13 protein-coding genes and 1 pseudogene are annotated in these 16,333 nt (G+C 61.6%); 3 read left to right on the top strand and 11 right to left on the bottom strand.

What is annotated here, in order from left to right:
- Nucleotides 1-17: 17 nt before the first annotated feature.
- The 8 genes and pseudogenes from U5O12_RS11625 to hpaH form a co-directional block, all read right to left on the bottom strand.
- The gene (locus tag U5O12_RS11625; RefSeq protein WP_322578793.1) at nucleotides 18-992 is read right to left on the bottom strand and encodes a 2-dehydropantoate 2-reductase; all 975 of its coding nucleotides are present in this window, start codon (nucleotides 990-992) and stop codon (nucleotides 18-20) included.
- A 4-nt stretch (nucleotides 993-996) separates the two neighbouring features.
- Nucleotides 997-1,980, bottom strand: a complete 984-nt coding sequence (locus U5O12_RS11620) for a Bug family tripartite tricarboxylate transporter substrate binding protein (RefSeq protein WP_322578792.1) — start codon at nucleotides 1,978-1,980, stop codon at nucleotides 997-999.
- 33 nt (nucleotides 1,981-2,013) lie between these two features.
- A complete protein-coding gene (locus U5O12_RS11615; RefSeq protein ID WP_322578791.1) occupies nucleotides 2,014-2,964 on the bottom strand; it encodes a fumarylacetoacetate hydrolase family protein in 951 nt (316 codons plus the stop codon).
- On the bottom strand, nucleotides 2,961-3,848 hold the full coding sequence (locus U5O12_RS11610) for an extradiol ring-cleavage dioxygenase (protein WP_322578790.1): 888 nt from the start codon (nucleotides 3,846-3,848) through the stop codon (nucleotides 2,961-2,963). Before U5O12_RS11610 ends, U5O12_RS11615 begins: the two co-directional genes overlap by 4 nt.
- A gap of 26 nt (nucleotides 3,849-3,874) precedes the next feature.
- The gene (locus U5O12_RS11605) at nucleotides 3,875-5,350 is read right to left on the bottom strand and encodes an aldehyde dehydrogenase family protein (RefSeq protein WP_322578789.1); all 1,476 of its coding nucleotides are present in this window, start codon (nucleotides 5,348-5,350) and stop codon (nucleotides 3,875-3,877) included.
- A gap of 44 nt (nucleotides 5,351-5,394) precedes the next feature.
- Nucleotides 5,395-6,834 carry an FAD-binding oxidoreductase gene (locus U5O12_RS11600; protein ID WP_416221484.1) on the bottom strand — a complete coding sequence of 480 codons (1,440 nt, stop codon included), beginning with the start codon at nucleotides 6,832-6,834 and terminating at the stop codon, nucleotides 5,395-5,397.
- A complete protein-coding gene (hpaI, locus tag U5O12_RS11595; RefSeq protein WP_322578787.1) occupies nucleotides 6,827-7,627 on the bottom strand; it encodes a 4-hydroxy-2-oxoheptanedioate aldolase in 801 nt (266 codons plus the stop codon). Before hpaI ends, U5O12_RS11600 begins: the two co-directional genes overlap by 8 nt.
- Before the next feature lie 11 nt (nucleotides 7,628-7,638).
- Nucleotides 7,639-8,441, bottom strand: a pseudogene (hpaH, locus tag U5O12_RS11590) (2-oxo-hept-4-ene-1,7-dioate hydratase).
- A 110-nt stretch (nucleotides 8,442-8,551) separates the two neighbouring features.
- Between hpaH and U5O12_RS11585 the strand changes: the two are divergent.
- Both U5O12_RS11585 and U5O12_RS11580 read left to right on the top strand, forming a co-directional pair.
- Nucleotides 8,552-9,490: a LysR family transcriptional regulator gene (locus U5O12_RS11585; protein ID WP_322578786.1), complete on the top strand. Its 939-nt coding sequence runs from the start codon at nucleotides 8,552-8,554 to the stop codon at nucleotides 9,488-9,490.
- Between the two features lie 130 nt (nucleotides 9,491-9,620).
- The gene (locus tag U5O12_RS11580; protein WP_322578785.1) at nucleotides 9,621-10,259 is read left to right on the top strand and encodes a response regulator transcription factor; all 639 of its coding nucleotides are present in this window, start codon (nucleotides 9,621-9,623) and stop codon (nucleotides 10,257-10,259) included.
- On the opposite strand, the gene U5O12_RS11575 is transcribed toward U5O12_RS11580, so the two are convergent.
- The 3 genes from U5O12_RS11575 to U5O12_RS11565 are packed head-to-tail and all read right to left on the bottom strand — an operon-like array spanning nucleotide 10,256 to nucleotide 15,075.
- Nucleotides 10,256-12,199 carry an ATP-binding protein gene (locus U5O12_RS11575; protein WP_322578784.1) on the bottom strand — a complete coding sequence of 648 codons (1,944 nt, stop codon included), beginning with the start codon at nucleotides 12,197-12,199 and terminating at the stop codon, nucleotides 10,256-10,258. The genes U5O12_RS11580 and U5O12_RS11575 overlap by 4 nt on opposite strands.
- On the bottom strand, nucleotides 12,196-13,134 hold the full coding sequence (locus U5O12_RS11570) for an ABC transporter substrate-binding protein (protein ID WP_322578783.1): 939 nt from the start codon (nucleotides 13,132-13,134) through the stop codon (nucleotides 12,196-12,198). The genes U5O12_RS11575 and U5O12_RS11570 overlap by 4 nt, the downstream gene beginning before the upstream one ends.
- A gap of 3 nt (nucleotides 13,135-13,137) precedes the next feature.
- The gene (locus U5O12_RS11565; RefSeq protein ID WP_322578782.1) at nucleotides 13,138-15,075 is read right to left on the bottom strand and encodes a TonB-dependent receptor plug domain-containing protein; all 1,938 of its coding nucleotides are present in this window, start codon (nucleotides 15,073-15,075) and stop codon (nucleotides 13,138-13,140) included.
- A gap of 96 nt (nucleotides 15,076-15,171) precedes the next feature.
- On the opposite strand from U5O12_RS11565, the gene moaA reads away from it, so the two are divergent.
- On the top strand, nucleotides 15,172-16,332 hold the full coding sequence (moaA, locus tag U5O12_RS11560; protein WP_322578781.1) for a GTP 3',8-cyclase MoaA: 1,161 nt from the start codon (nucleotides 15,172-15,174) through the stop codon (nucleotides 16,330-16,332).
- Nucleotide 16,333 lies beyond the last annotated feature (1 nt).

The following is a 16,333-nucleotide window of genomic DNA, read 5'->3' as shown; positions in this document are numbered from 1 at the left end:
CCGCGCAATGAAGCTCGTCAATACAAGCCGTGCACCCTGGCATGAAGTCTCGACAGGCCCAAAAGCCCGTCTGTGAACGGTGTCGGCACTTGGGTCAGCATGCCCAACTCCCGGACGGCGGTCACCAGCGCGTCAAGCTCCAGGGGCTTGCCCGCTTCAACGTCTTGCAACATGGAGGTCTTGAATGCCCCCAGCTTGAGCGTCATCGCGTGTCGGTCTTCCGGCTGCTGGTCGATGGGAAGACCCAGCCTCGCCCCGATTTCCTTGGCCTCCAGCATGACGCGTGAGACGAAATCCCGCACCAGTGCGTCCCCCAGAATCTGATCGGTCGTTGCTCCAGTAATAGCACTGATCGGATTAACCGTCATATTGCCCCAGAGCTTGAACCAGGTGTCCCGCTGGATATGGGGGGACACCTCCGCACCCAACCCCGCGCTATTGAGCAGGGCTGCGAGTTCCTGCACCCGCTGGCTGCTCCCGCCAGAGGGCTCCCCCAGAATCAACCGGTTGCCGAAGTGATGCTGCACAAAGCCTGGCGACAGCAAAGAGCAACTAGCGTGCACCACCCCGCCGATGACGTGCCGCGCAGGAATGGCCGCTGCGATGCGTCCCGTTGCGTCGACCGACTTCAGCGTGGTTCCTGCAAAGTCGTCCCCCAAGCCTTGCAGAAACCACCACGGAACGCCGTTCATCGCCGTGAGCACCATCGTGTCTGGCCCCAGAAGAGGGGCAATTCCGCGGGCTACGGCCTCCATAGCAGGTGCTTTGACAGCGACGATGACCAAGTCTTGTACCCCCAGCTCTGCAGCCTGTTCTGCCACTTGCACCGACACTTGAAACAGGCCCGATGCCTGCTGCAAGCGCAAGCCATGGGCTTGTAGCGCTTCCAGTGTCTGACCTCGCGCAATCACACTGACGTGCTGCCCCTGGCCGGCAAGGTGTGCACCGAGCCAGCCGCCAATGGCACCCGCGCCAAAAATGCAAATGCGCATGGAATCAGGACTCGGCGGTGAATCCGATGGCCTTCACGATGGGCCCCCACTTTTCAGTATCCGCTTTGAGTATGGCTGCGAGTTCTGCCGGGCTGGAAGACTTGGCTTCCAAGCCCATGGTAGCCAAGCCACTCACCACCTCCTTGTCAGCAAGCGCGACCCGAACCGCTGCGTTCGCCTTTTCGACGATGTCCGCGCTGGCCTTGCCGGGCAAGTAGAAGCCGAACCATTCGCCAAACACCATGTCTTTCATGCCTTGTTCCACCATCGTGCTGGTACCTGGAACAAACTTGTTGCGAGTCGCGCCTGAGGTTGCAAGCAAGCGGACCTTGCCGCTGCTCAGATGCTGCAGAAACTCGCCCACAGGTGCCGACACTGCGGCAATCTGCCCACCCATCAAATCCAGGATGGCGGGCTGTGACCCGCGGAAACCCACATGGCGCATATCGACCTTGCCGGCCCGCCCGATCAGCTCGCCGACGAAGTGAGGTACCGATCCTGGGGCGGGTGAACCGAAGTTGGCATTGGTAGGGTTGGCTTTGCACCATTCGAGAAATTCAGGCACGGTTTTGACGCTGGCAGGCACCATGGGGCCGACGCCGAAACCCATGTCGAACACCACGCCCAAGGACACGGGGGTGAGGTCAGTCAGTGGGTCATAGGGTAGTTTTTTGTAGGTGTGCGGGTAGATGCCCAGCATGGACATGGGCGTGACCAACAAGCTGCTGCCGTCGGGTGCGGAGGTCTTGAGTGCGGAAATGGCGATCTGGCCTCCAGCACCGGCCCGGGTGTCCACGATGGCGGACTTGGCGTAGTTTCCTGCGAGGTTCGTCGCGACGCGGCGGGCAAGAGTGTCTACAGTGCCGCCGGCGGCAAAGCCCGAGATGATTTTGAGGGTTTCAATGCTTTGGGCTCGACCGATCAGGGGTAGGCCTGCGGCCAGACCGGTGAGGGCCAATTGCAAAATTTGGCGGCGATTGGTTGTCATGAAATGTCTCCTTGTTGTGGTGAAAAAACTCGTTTAGCTCGGGACTTTGGCAGCGTTGCGGTAGTTGGCCTTGAAGTGCTCCGGAACCCGTTCGTCAAAGCCGAAGGCCACGCGACGGACCTCGGGGCTGTCGGTTGGTTGATGTCCGACGCTCAGTGCAGATGCGCGAGGCGCCGGAATGGCCACCACCGTGCCGGCCAGGCGGCCCAGACCGGTGATCTCGCACTCCACCAGGTCACCGGGGTCGACCGAGCGTGAATGGCAGGGGGTGCCCATCAGGATGACGTCACCGGGGACCAAGGTGATGTGCCGCGCGATGTCGGCAATCACATAGTGCGGCCCCCAAATTGTTTCGTCGCCGATATGGGCCTCTTGCACTACCAGCCCATTGCGGTAGGTGCGCAGGGTCTGCTCGAACAAATTGACGCCGCGCACGATGCCGGGCCCGATGGGTAGCAAGGTGTCTGCACCCTTGACGCGCAGCATGCTGCCCTGATCAGTGTCACGGTAGTTTTGCAGGCCCATATCCAGTGCCGGGCAGAAGCCTTCGATGTAGTCCCAGGCCTCATCGGGCAGCACATTGCGGCAGGTCTTGCTGATGACGACAGCGTACTCCCCCTCGTAGTTGAGGTAAAGGCTGTCCGCCGGTTTGTGGATTTCACACTGGTGGCCGTTGAGGGAGGTCGGCGGTTTGGTGAAGTAGGTCGGGGTTTCGGTGGGCTTGGGCTGGTTGCGGGTCTCAAAGCTGCGGGAGCTGTACGAGATATGCACCGCAATGATCTTGCTGGGCGACACCGGGGGCAGGTGCTGCACCGTGTCCGGATGCACCAAGCGCCCGTCGTCCAGCCGGAGTTGGCCTTGGGTACTGCCGGATTCCTCGATGGTGCCCCAGCAGGCGCTGCCACCCACCAGTACACGCCGCCGCTCCACACGCGGTCCGCGCATCACCGCAGGCAATTCTTGGATCGGGAATTCAAAGTTCATGCGACCTCCAGCTCGGACTCGGTGGCGAACCACATGTGGATGTTTCCGGTACCCCGTGCGTTTTCGTAGGCCGACAATGCCTCGCCGCGGGCGCGGCAGTCTTTGCCGCCCATGGCGCCCAGCATTTGCAGGTAATGGGCACCAAAGGCCTCCCATGGTTTTTTGCGGTAGTCGTCGTCCCAGCGCTCTAGCACCGTGTCGTGGCGGCCTTGCTCCATCAGCGCGATGGCCGCCTTGTCACTGGCGATGTTCTCCGGACGCGACACATTGCTCTCGTGAAAAATCCGTGGGTGCTTGGGCGTCCAGGTGATGTCGTTGAACTTGTGGCTCAAAGCGCCGGAGGCCAGCAGCACCACACGCAGGCCGCTGGCCTGAATAGCCTGGGCAATCGCTTCGCCGGAACGCACAAAGTGCGGCCAATCGCAGTTCTGGCAGGAGCTGACGGTCAACACTGGCGTATCCGTTTGTTCCAGTCGCAAGTGCTTGACCAGGTTGATCGTGGCGTACTGCTTGCCCAAGTGCGGGTTGTTGATGACCCGGTTGTAGCCGCCCTGCGCGCGCGATGCTTCTTCAATGGCAATGGCCAGCTCCGGGTGCCCGCGGTAGGCGTATGGCACGCCATGCAGGTACCACGGCATTTCGTCGGAGATGTAGTGGCCCTCGTAGCGCGCGGCGCCGTCCACCAGGTGATAACCCGTGGTGAACCAGTGGCTGTCAAAGATGATGGCCACATCCGGCCGGGCGGCGTTGATTTTGTTGCGCAAGCGCGCATAACCGGCGATCAGGTCAGAGTCTTCACCGTTGCCCATGAGGCGGCGAAACTCCTCGCATTGCATGAGCCCCGGGTGATGCGACACCAACGCTGCGCCTACGACTTTTCCCATAATGATTCCCTTTGTTTGTCAGTGGATTAACGGTGGCTGAAGCTCGCGCGGAACGGTTTTTTGGGAACCACCACGTCCTTCACATCGCAGAAGAATTCGAAGCTCCAGTCGCCCCCTTCACGGCCAATGCCTGAGCGCTTGATGCCGCCGAACGGAGCCGCCAGATCGCGAATGCCAAAGCTGTTCACCCAGATAAAGCCGGTGCGCACCTGCTCGGCAATGGCGGTGGCATGGGTGGTCTCGCCGTAGCACACACCGCCCAGGCCGTAGTCGGTGCCATTGGCCATGGCGATGGCTTGGGCATCGCTGTCAAAGGTTTGCAAGGTCAGCACAGGGCCAAACACTTCGTTTTGCACAATTTCGCTGTCCTGGCGCAGGTTCGTTAGCATGGTCGGCTCGAAGTACTGGGCGCCGAACGGGTGCGGCTTACCGCCCCACAAGAGTTCAGCACCATCTGCCAGCGCGCGCGCCACAAAGCCCTTGACCCGCTCGACCTGGCGCGGGTGGATGATGGGCCCGATCTCGATGGCCTCGTCCCTCGGATCGCCGATGTTGAGCTTTTCCACATAGGCGCGCATGGCGGCGACAAAGCGGTCGCGAATGTTGCTGTGCACCAGAAAGCGGGTGCCGGCCAGACATACCTGACCTGCATTGCGGTACATCAGTGCCCCCGTGGCGGCGGCGTTGTCGATGTCGGCGTCCTTCAGCACGATGAAGGGCGACTTGCCCCCCAGCTCCAGGCTGCAGGGAACCAGGTTGGCACCTGCGGCTTGCGCTATCCACTTGGCGGTAGGCACCGAGCCCGTGAAAGAAATGCGGGCGAGGCGCGGGTCGGAGACCAAGCGCGCGCCCGTGCCCGCGCCGCTGCCCTGGACAATGTTCAGCACCCCGGCGGGCAAGCCGGCCGCGTGCGCGCAGTCGGCCAGCAAGCTGCTGGTGAGCGGCGCCCACTCCGGCGGTTTGATGATCACGGTGTTGCCGGCGGCGAGTGCGGGGCCGAGCTTCCAGGTGGCCAGCATCAGCGGCGAGTTCCAGGGCGTGATGATGACCACCACCCCGGCCGGGTCGTGGCGCACGATGTGCGTGGCCTGCTCGGTCTCCAGCGGGCGGTCCTGCAGGGTAAGCGCATGCTCGGCAAACCAGGTGATGTTGAGCATGGCACGCGGAATGACGCCGTGCTTCATGCGCGACAGCAAAATGCCCGCGTCATTCGACTCGAGCTGGCAAAAGGCGTCCGCGCGCTTGCCGATCTCTGCGGCAAAGCGATCCAGATAGGGTTTGCGCTCTGCCGCGGTCAGGGCACTCCAGGCCGGGTAGGCTGCTTGCGCAGCCACGATGGCGGCATCCACATGGGCTGGTGTGCCCTCGCTGATGCGGCCCAGCAGGCTTTGGTCAATCGGGCAATGCAATTCAAACAGCTCGCCGGATGCCACCCGTTGCCCGCCGATGTAGTGGTGCGGCGATACGTCAAAGCCGGCGATGGATAGAGTTTCTTGAGACACTGTTGCTCCTGAATTCATAGCTAGTCGCGCATATTGGGTTTGCGCTAGAGGGTGGTTTGGCTCATATCCAGCAGCTTGTGCGGATTCATTAATCCCTGCGGGTCCAGCGCCCGCTTGATGCGTTGCATCAGCTGCAGTTCCAGCGGCGTCTTGTACCGGGCCGACTCGTCGCGGCGCAGCACACCCAGTCCGTGCTCTGCTGATATCGAGCCCTGGTGGGCGTGCACCGCGTCGTGCACCAGTTGGTTGAGAGGGCCTTCCAGCGCCTGGAACGCCGCCATGTCGTCGGGCCCGCTGCCCGGCAGCGGCGAGGCGTTGTAGTGGAGGTTGCCGTCTCCCAAGTGGCCGAAGGTCACCTGCCGGACTTGGGGGAAATGGGCCGCAATCAAGGCATCGGTGCTGGCAATGAAGTCGGGGATGCGCGAGATCGGCAGCGAAATATCGTGCTTGATGGTCTTGCCCTCGGCGCCCTGGGCTTCTGAGATGTTTTCCCGCAAGGCCCACAACGCCTCTGCCTGGGCCAGCGTGCTGGCCAGTGCGGCGTCAGTCACCCAGCCGTTTTCCATGGCGGTTTCCAGCAGGCTTTCCATGGCTTGGGCTGCCTGTGCCTCGTCGCTGGTGGCGGAAAGCTCCATCAGCACATACCAGGCTGACGCTTCGCCCAAGGGCCGGCGCGTGCCGGGTATGTGCCGCAGTACCAGATCCACACAGGTGTCGCTCAGCAGCTCAAACGCGGTCAACTGCGCACCCAGCCGCTCCTGCGCGAGGGACAGCAGTTCCAGCGCCTGTTGCGGTGTCGGCACGGCAACCAACGCAACCACCTGTGCCGCAGGCAAAGGAAACAGTTTCAGCACTGCCGCGGTGATGACGCCCAGCGTCCCTTCGGAGCCGATGTACAGGTCCCGCAAGTCATAGCCGGTGTTGTCTTTGCGCAGGGTGCGCAAGCCATCCCACAACTGGCCTTCTGCAGTCACCACTTCCAGGCCCAGGCACAGCTCACGCGCATTGCCGTAGCGCAGCACCTGCACGCCCCCTGCATTGCTGGCCAAGTTACCGCCAATGGTGCAAGTGCCTTCGGCGGCCAGGCTCAGTGGGAACAGGCGGTTTGCGGCTTTGGCGGCCTCCTGCACTTGCAAGAGCGTGACACCGGCTTCCACCGTCAAGGTGTTGTTCACGGGGTCCAAAGCGCGCACCCGGTTCAGGCGCAGCAGGGACAACACCACCGGCAACTTGCCCGGGGTGGCCTCGGGCACCGAGCCGCCCGATAGGCCTGTGTTGCCGCCCTGAGGCACCACGGGCGTCCCATGGGAATGGCACCAGGCGATGACTTTGGCCACGTCGTCGGCACTGTCGGGTTGCACCACGGCCAGCGCTTGGCCGGTCCATTTGCCACGGTAGTCGGTCAGAAACGGGGCTGCATCGGCCCCACTCAGCAGTTTGCCGCTGAAGGCTTGGCGGAGAGATTCCAGGGTCACGTCAGTAATCTCCTGTGCTCTGCGCCGCTGTGACAGTGCCCTTGTACTGCGCGGCCAGAGCCGTGGTGGCGCGCACCAGCAGGGTGGTGTCCACCCCCACGGCGATAAAGCCTACGCCCAACGAGAGGTAGTGCCGTGCCAGGCGCTCGTCCGCGCACAAAATGCCTGCGACCTTTCCGGCGCGACGTATGCGTTCGATGGCGTCCGCTATCGCGGCCTGAACTTCCGGGTGTGTGGGCTGCCCGAGGTAGCCCATGGAGGCGGACAGGTCCGCCGGCCCAATGAACACACCATCTACCCCTTCCACCGCGGCAATGGAATCCATCTGTTGCAAGGCGGCCTGTGACTCCACTTGCACCAAAAGACACACCTGGTCATTCGCCTCGTGCAAATAGTTCGGATAGCGGGACCAACGCGCCGAGCGCGCAATGGCACTCCCCACGCCCCGGATGCCTTGGGGCGGATAACGCATGGCACGGGCCAGCGCGCTGGCTTGCGCTGCCGACTCGACCATTGGTACCAGCAGCGTTGTGGCACCGATATCGAGCACCTGTTTGATCAAGGCTGCGTCTCCATGCGGAACACGCACTACCGGGTGTGTAGGGTAAGGCGCCACACTTTGGAGGGCGCCCAGCAAGCTGCGCAAGTCGTTGGGTGCATGTTCGCCATCCAGGAGCAGCCAGTCAAAGCCGCTGCCGGCGCAAATCTCGGCGGCATAGGGGTCGGCCAGCGCCTGCCACAGGCCGATTTGCGTGTTCCCCCGGACCAGCGCTTGTTTGAATGGATTGATCGGTGTTTGCATGGCTCCACCCGTCACATGAAACGGAAAGCAATGGCCCCCAGCGGGCCATAGTCCGCATGAAAAGTGTCACCCGCAGCGCCGGCTACGGGGCGTGTGAACGAGCCTCCCAGCACCACCTCGCCGGCGGCCAAGCCCTCGTTGTACGAGGCCAGCTTGTTGGCCAGCCAGGCCACACCATGGGCAGGGTGGTTCAGCACGGCTGCGGCGAGCCCCGACTCTTCGATCACGCCGTTCTTGTAGAGCAAGGCTCCGCACCAGCGCAAATCCACGGCATCGGGTTTGACGGGGCGCCCCCCCATCACAATGCCGGCATTTGCCGCGTTGTCTGCAATGGTGTCCAGCACCTTGCGCGGGGCCTTGGTCACCCGATCGAACTGCTCTATGCGGGCGTCAATGATTTCCAGCGCCGGGACCACATAGTCGGTGGCGGCCAGCACATCAAAAATGCTCACATTCGGGCCCCGCAGGGGCTTGCCAAGAATGAAGGCGAGCTCAACCTCGACCCTTGGCAGGATGAAGCGCTGCATCGGATGTCTCCCCCCTCCGGGAACAACATGTCGTCTGTCATCGCACCGTAGTCCGGCTCTGTAATTTGGGACGAAATCTGCATCGCACGCGAAGTCAGACCAATCTTGTGCCCCAAAATTTTGTGACCTTCGTCCAGTTTGATTTGCACCCAGGCGCGCTGGATGGCATAGCTGTCTGCCATCTCCATGGTGGGATAACGCTTGGAGAAATGCTCAAGCTGAACGCGGGTCTTCTCTGCCTCATGAAGCTCGCGCGCCAGGGCTGCGTGGATGTCGGGTGCCAGCAAGTGAATGTCTCCTCGTACCTTGTATTTGGAGCCCGAGTGTGCATAGTGCGGCGTGGCAAGACAAACGATAAATTCTGGGCAATTTGTTAGATAAGCTTCACAATAGACCCATGTCTTCCCACCGCTATACCCTGCGACAGCTCGAAGCTTTTGTGACTGCAGCCGAGCTGCTGAGCTTTACCAGCGCAGCAGACCGGCTTGCGCTAAGCCCCTCTGCGGTTAGCCAGCTGGTGGTGGAGTTGGAGTCCAGCCTGGGTTTTAAATTGTTTGTCCGCAGTACGCGCAAAGTCAGCCTGTCGGCAGAGGGCAAAGAGTTCTACGGTTCCGCGCAAACCGTGCTCAAGCACCTGCACCTTGCAGAGGTTGCGGCCACTGATTTGCGCAACCGTGCCTCCGGCCTGATCCGCATTGCAGCCCCCATGGTGATCGCCAGCACCATCCTGCCGCCGCTGATCCGCGACTACACCTTGGAGCGCCCCAAGATCGTTGTCCGCATCCGAGATGCCGCCGTTGAACAGCTTACGGATGTCGTGGCCAGTGGCGAGGCCGATCTGGCCATCGGACCTGATCGCCCCGGCAGCGATGCGGTTAACCACACGCCGCTATTCAGCAGCCCGTGGGTGCTGTGGTGTGCGCCTCATCATCCTTTGGCCACACAGGCCCAAGTTCACTGGGCGGATGTGCGTGCACACCCGCTCGTGACGGCGGGCCGCGACCACGAGATCAGCGTGGCGCAAATGGGGGTGGCCTTGCCGGAGGCTGAGCGAATCCGCCCTCGCGAGGTGGTAGACCATATATCCACCGCATTCGGCATTGCGGCAGCCGGTCTGGCGGTCACCGTCTCCCCGGCCTATGTGCAGACCTGGGCCAAAAGGCAGGGCTTGGTAATGCGGCGCATTGTGGACCCTGAGGTGGTCCGGCAGGTCTGCCTCTACCAGTCAGCACACCGAATATCGTCACCCGCCACCACAGGATTTGCCGAGTATCTGATTGCGGGCTTGAAGAGGCCCCAGCGCAAACGCGCCAGTTCTCCAGGTGCCAAAGCCTGACACTGCGTGAGCCGCCCTCGTAGGCCACCGGCCCTAAGCTATTGGCTCTGACTCTCCTAGAGGTTAATCGCTGCGATGCGCTACCATGGTGTCGTTGGCGCTTTCTGCGCCCTTCTCCTAAAGCACGCCCGTGAAAATACTTGTGATTGACGACCATGCGCTGGTGCGCGAAGGCCTGCACCAGGTGCTCAAAGGTCTGGATGAAAACGTCTCTGTGCTGCAGGCGGGGACCTGCGAGCAGGCATTTGCATTGGCAGAAAACCATGTAGACATTGACCTGGTGCTTTTAGACTACCACCTGCCCGACATGACCGGCCTGCAGGCCCTGGATGTGTTTGGCAAAAAACATCCGGAGCTGCCCATCGTCATGCTGTCGGGCTCCGCCAATGTACAAATCATGCGCCAGGTTCTGCAGTCCGGCGCCTCGGGTTTCGTCACAAAGTCCAGCCTCAGCGACGAACTGCTTCACGCCGTGCGCCTGGTTCTGAACGGTGATGTCTATTCGCCCTCCGAGTTGGGCAGTGACTTTGGCGCTCTGTCCTTTGATGGTGCCAACGCCAAGCCCCCGCTCACCCAACGTCAGGAGCTGGTGCTGCGCGAACTGCTTGATGGACGCTCCAACCGGGAAATCGGCAGCTCACTCAATGTGTCGGAAGAAACGGTCAAGACCCACGTGGCATCCATCCTGCGCTACTTTGATGTGCAGAACCGCACTCAGGCCGTCGTAGCTGCAGCGCGCTGCGGCTATCGCCCCACTTCAGCAGCCTAGGCTTCCGGCAGATCTTCCACCTCGGCCGCCATGGCCGATCGACGCAGAAAGCTGCGCAGCTTGGCCGGGCGCACCGGCTTGTGCAGCAGCGTGAGCCCTGCATCCCTGGCGGCCTGGATCAGGCCGGCATCTGTGTCACCACTCATCAGGCAAGCTGGAATATCGCGCCGCGCATGGGCTCGCACCATCGCGATCACGTCCAAACCATTGCGTGCCTCGCCAAGGCGGAAATCGCTGAGCACCACATCGGGCGCCGCATAGGCATTCACAAAATCCAGCGCCTGCGCCACCGTGGCCGCCGCATTGACCACACAGCCCCAAGAGCTCAGCAAATCCCGAATCGCTTCCAAGGCAAAGCCATCGTCTTCAATCACCAGCACGCGCATGCCCTCCACGCCCCCCAGCCCCTGGGGATCCACCGAGACCAGAGCTGCAGAGGCATCTACCGCCTGCGCGACAGGCAAGTGGATAGAGAATCGCGTGCCGCAGCCCAGCGCTGAGCGCAAAGTGATGCTGTGGCCCAGCAGCTGGGCAGTGCGCTCCACGATGTTCAGGCCCAGGCCCAAGCCTTGGGCGCGGTCACGCCCCGAATTACCCACCTGGTAAAACTCCCGGAATATGTCCTCTTGGTGGGTCGGCGAAATGCCTATGCCGCTGTCTGCCACGTCTAGCCGCACTGCGCGCCCGCCCTCCACACGCCGGCAAGTAATCAAAACTGTGCCACGCTCGGTGTAACGAATCGCATTGTTGGCCAGGTTCATCACCATGCGCTGCAACAGCACCGGGTCCGTCATTGCCCAGTAGGGGCTGGGGCGTATGCGCAGGCGCAAGCCCTTGCTCTCTGCCAGCGGTTGCAGAGCCTTGCGCAGGCTGTGAAACAACTCGCCCATATTGACCGGGCCGATCTTCACCTGAACTGCGCCCGCATCGAGCCTGGACACATCAAGCAGTCCGTCTAGCAAATCCTGCATGGACTGCACTGAGGCCTCCAGACTGGCCACCAGCTGACGCGTCGGGGCATCCAGCGGCAACTGGCCAAGCCGGGCCACAAACATACCCAAGGCATGGGTTGGCTGGCGCAGATCATGGCTGGCCGCAGCCAAAAAACGGGACTTGGCCAAGGTTGCGGTCTCGGCTTCTTCTTTCTTGAGCCGCAGCTCCCGCGTGGCTGACTCCACCCGGAACTCCATCTCCTCTCTCCCCCAGGCAAGGCGCTGGGCCATTTGGTTCAGTCGGGTTTGGAGGTCGTACAGCGGGTCGTTGGGGCGGGACTCGGAGCTGGGTGTCAAATCCCCCTCGCCGATGCGCTCGATCATGCGCGACACCCGCAACACAGGGCGTACGACCCCCTCTCCCATGCGGGTGGCCAATATGCCACCCAGTACCAGGCCAGCCAAGCCAATTCCCAAAGCGAGCATCAACAACTCACTCTCGCGTGCCACCAAACGCGCACGAGATACCTCAAGCACAACATAGCCAAAAATCTCGGGTGCTGTGCCCTGTGCACCCGGTGAGGGGGAAAACAAGTCATCTATCGACACATTCCCCGACGTCACCTCTTCCACCACCACGTCAACATTGCCAGATCGCTGGTACTGTGCATAGGCTGGATTGCTGGCTTCCTTGAAACCGCTGTAGTGCAACACACCGGAGCTCGCCAACATGCGGCCATCCACGCCAAACACCGCCACAGAGCGAACGTCGCGCTCCCGCTGCAAACCAGCCAGAACAGCCTGCAGCGCCGACACGTTGCCCGAGAAAATTCCGTACTCGCTGGCCAACGCCACTTGGCGTGCCATCAGGCGCGTGCGCAAGCCATGGGACTCATCCAAGTCGGACACACGGCTGGTCCAGAACACAGCCACCAGCGCCAGCACCACCAAAGTGACCGGCACCAGGGCGGCAGCCAACATGCGGGTGCGAATACCCGGGAACATCATGGGCGCTTCTCCAAGCGGTGCAGCCGTTCGTTCAAAACCGACTCGTCCAGCGACATGCCCAGCGAGCGGGCAACATGTTCATTCAGCGCGACACTGAACTCCAAGGGGTATTGCGATGTCGGCACCGCTCCGCCCTGGAGCACGGTGCGCGCCATCATGCCCGCCTGAACCCCGATCTGGCGCGGCGTACTGTAAACCGCCAGCAGAGCCCCCGCTTTGACGTAAGCGGGGGAAAATGCCATGACTGGCACGCGCGCACGGTAGGTAGCCAACAAAATATTCGCAATCGTGCTGCTGTTGTAGACCTGTGGATCTGCCACTGCGAACAACACGTCAGCACCGTCGAGCACAATCTTCAATCCCGTGAACAGGCTGGTCGAGGATGGCACCTGCCCAGCGACCAGGTCAATGCCCTTGGCCTGCGCTGCGGCCTGCAGGTTGGATTGCTGGAGCAGCGACTCCTGGCCCCACAGCACACCCACACGCTTGACCTCTGGCAGGGCCAATTGCATCAGGTCGAGCTGGCGGCCAAAGGGCTGATCCAGGTACACCGCAACGACAGGGGCACCGGTCTTTCCGGGGCTCTCGCGCAGGATGCGCTCAAAACCCAAACGCGGAATCAGGGCAGACACTACGGGGGGGCGGCCGTCCCGCGACAAAGCGCGTGCAAGGGCATCCGATCCCAAGGTAATCCAGACCTTGGCGCTGTGTGCAGCAGCCAGGTCCGGCGGTGCCAATTCGGGGAGATAAAGCACGGCAATGTCAGCGCGACGCACCCCCAGTCTCACCAGCTCCCTGACCGCCGCCTGGCTCGCATCGAGGTAGCTGGGACTGCGCTCACTGCTGAGAACCAGAATCTCTGCAGCGGAGGCCACGCCCGCGCACCCTAGCACCCAGATTGCCAGGAGGCGGTACAGCGCGCGCAACAAGCCCATGTCTCAGTAGTCCATCCGCAACGACACAAAGGCGCGACGGTCAAAGAAAAACTTGCGATCGCCGTCACGCTGGGCTTGATCGAGGTTTTGCACAGTAAGGGCTAACTCGGCCTTGCGCAGACCAATACGCAAAGCTTTGGCAACGCGCGCATCGGTGCGGCCCACGGCATAACGCTGGCTATTGCCGGACATGAGGCCGATGTCCTCCGACTGCTGGTGCATGAGAGACACCATGAGCCCGCCCGGCAAGGTATGCATCAAGGCGAGCGATGTGGCATAACGCGCTGCACCGTGCGAGGTTTTAAAGCGCGTGGCATTGGCGATGTCGGTCCAGGTCTGAGTGAGGAAAATCTGGGTATCCAAGGCAGGGCGCCACTGCATTTGGTACTCGGCTCCCGTAATGGTGAAATTTTCGATGTTCTGGTATTGCTCAGGACTGAGATTCGCCGGGCGCTCAATACCATCGGTGATGCGCTCCTCGAACAGACGAAGGTCACCCGACCAAACGTTCTGGTCGAGTGAGAGGTTGTAGCCCAGCTCGCGTGTGAAGATTTTTTCAGGGCCCACCACGCCGTTGCTCTGCACCGTGGTGATGGGGTTCTGCCCGTTCACATCGTAGTAGCGTACCGCGGCATACTTTTCGTAGGCACTAGGGGGGCGAAAGGCGCTGCTGACACCAGCCCGCAAGGTATGACCGGGCAGCGCGTGCCAATTGAGCATGAGGCGTGGCGAAACGGAGCCACCGGCCATACTGCTGTGCTCGCCCATAGCGCCTGCATTGATTACCCATTTGGGGTCTACCCGCCACTCCAGGTTGCCAAACAAGCGCGAGAAATGCGAGACCACTCGCCCAACCACATCGAAACTGGAGGGCGAACTCACAACCTCTTGGCGAGCCTCCAAGCCCCAAACCGCCCGTAGCGCCTCTGAGGCACGCACCGTGTGCTGCAGGGTAAAAGCGTCGTTCACTTCCTGGCCCCCTAAGTCAATGGGTATGCCAAAGTAGCCCGCCCCTGCTGCATTACTTAGGTAGGGAAAACTGTCCCTGTGCGTGTTCTCAGTGTGGGAGTAACTCAGCAAGAGGTCCTGGTCTTCGCCCAAAGGTGTGTGCCAATCGGCTTGCAAAAACTGGGAACCCAGAAACCGCATGCGCGCTGCATTGCCTGCGTCGCCATGCGTGCCACGCCCCGCCTCAATGCCCAAGGCACCCAGACGGATATCCAGCTCGGACCCTGCCTCCAAATCAAAGGCAGCGGACGCATTCATACGGGACACCCGGTTACGACCAAAGGCGCCGCGCAGCCCGGAGTCACCCCGGCTGTCCATGCTGATCCGGTAGGCGGCTCCCGGCCCACCCCAGCCCAGACTGCCGCCAGCATCGGCAACACCGTTATCGCCTGCGGCCACAGAAAAACTGCTGCCCACGGTTTCACGTACATCGCGCGACACTATATTGACCACACCCAGAAAGGCGCGGGCACCATAGGCCGCAGAGTTGGAGCCACGCAAGACTTCAATACGCGCAATATCGTTCAGCGCCAGGGTCTGCAGCCCAAGCCCCGCAGAGCCCTGCAGGTGGCCCGAGTACACAGAGCGCCCATCTACCAGCACTTGGATACGGTTGGCCCAGTCATCGCTGCGCCCATGGTAAGAGGCCAGTGGGGCATCGGTTTCAAAAGAGGTAGTGGTTTGAAAGCCCGGCACCATGCGCAGAAGGTCAGCTACATCGCGCGCACCTGACATGCGAATGAACTGCCGGTCCAAAATCGTCACAGCCCCGGGTGCTTCATCGAGCGGCTGAGCCAAGCGGGACACCGACAACACAACAGGCACTTCGCCCAGAAAGTCGCGCTCGCTCACCGCGCTGGCCGGAGAACCACTTTGGGCTCGGGCCATCGCGCAAGCGACTGACAACAATAGGGGTAAGAGTTTGGAGGTCATGACTTCTTCTCCAACGACAGGTTTTGTATTTCTTGTACTGCCTCGATTTTGCACTGCGATTCATACCGCGCTGCGGAAGCGTGGACAATAGAGCGCATGGCAGAACCCGGCAATTTGCGCATCGTACCCTTGGTGGACCAACGCGCGCGGTCTATCCCCGTCAGCAGTTTGGCACCAGCCCCGCATGTGTCTGCTACCGGAGGGGCTAATTTGGTCGATAGGCATGGTCGCCCCTTGCGGGATTTGCGGATCAGCGTGACAGACCGCTGCAACTTCCGCTGCAGCTACTGCATGCCAAAAGACGTGTTCGACAAGGACTACCAGTACCTGCCGCAAACGGCGCTGCTGAACTTTGAGGAAATCACCCGCTTGACACGCCAGTTTGTGGCTCAAGGGGTGCAAAAAATCCGGCTAACCGGTGGCGAGCCCCTGCTGCGCAAAAACCTGGAAATTCTGGTGGCACAGCTAGCGGCTCTGCGCACGCCCGAGGGCCAACCGCTGGACCTGACCCTGACAACCAATGGATCCTTGCTGGCAAAAAAGGCCCGGGCCTTGAAGGAGGCGGGCCTGCAACGTGTCACCGTCAGCTTGGACGGGCTGGACGATGCCGTATTCCGCCGCATGAACGATGTGGATTTCCCGGTCACCGATGTGCTGCGCGGCATCGAAGCCGCGCAGGCCGTAGGCTTGGGGCCGATCAAAGTGAATATGGTGGTCAAGCGCGGCACCAATGAGCATGAAATTTTGCCCATGGCACGGCACTTCAAGGGCACGGGCATCGTGCTTCGATTTATTGAATACATGGATGTGGGCGCCACCAATGGCTGGCGCATGGATGAAGTGATGCCATCGGCTGACGTGGTTCGCCTTTTGCAAACGGAGTGGCCGCTACTAGCACTGGAACACGCTAATCGCGGAGAAACCGCACAGCGCTGGGGCTATGCAACCCCAGCGGGACGGCATGACACCGCAGCGGGTGAGGTTGGGGTGATCAGCAGCGTTACCCAGGCTTTTTGCGGCGACTGCAACCGGGCGCGCCTCTCCACCGAGGGACAACTTTATCTCTGCCTCTTCGCCAGCCAGGGCTACGACTTGCGCAGCCTGCTACGCGACGGCAGCCTTGATGACCAACTGGGGACCGCAATCCGCCAAGTCTGGCACCAGCGCAGCGATCAGTATTCCGCCCTGCGCAGCGCTTTGCCCTCCGACAACCTGCCCGGTGTGCGCCGGGTGGAGATGAGTTACATCGGTGGTTGAT

The sequence above is a fragment of the Rhodoferax sp. genome, from assembly GCF_034519335.1.
Lineage (GTDB): Bacteria > Pseudomonadota > Gammaproteobacteria > Burkholderiales > Burkholderiaceae_C > Allorhodoferax.
The sequence above is the reverse complement of the archived record's forward strand: the minus strand, read 5'-3'. Positions and strand labels throughout refer to the sequence as shown.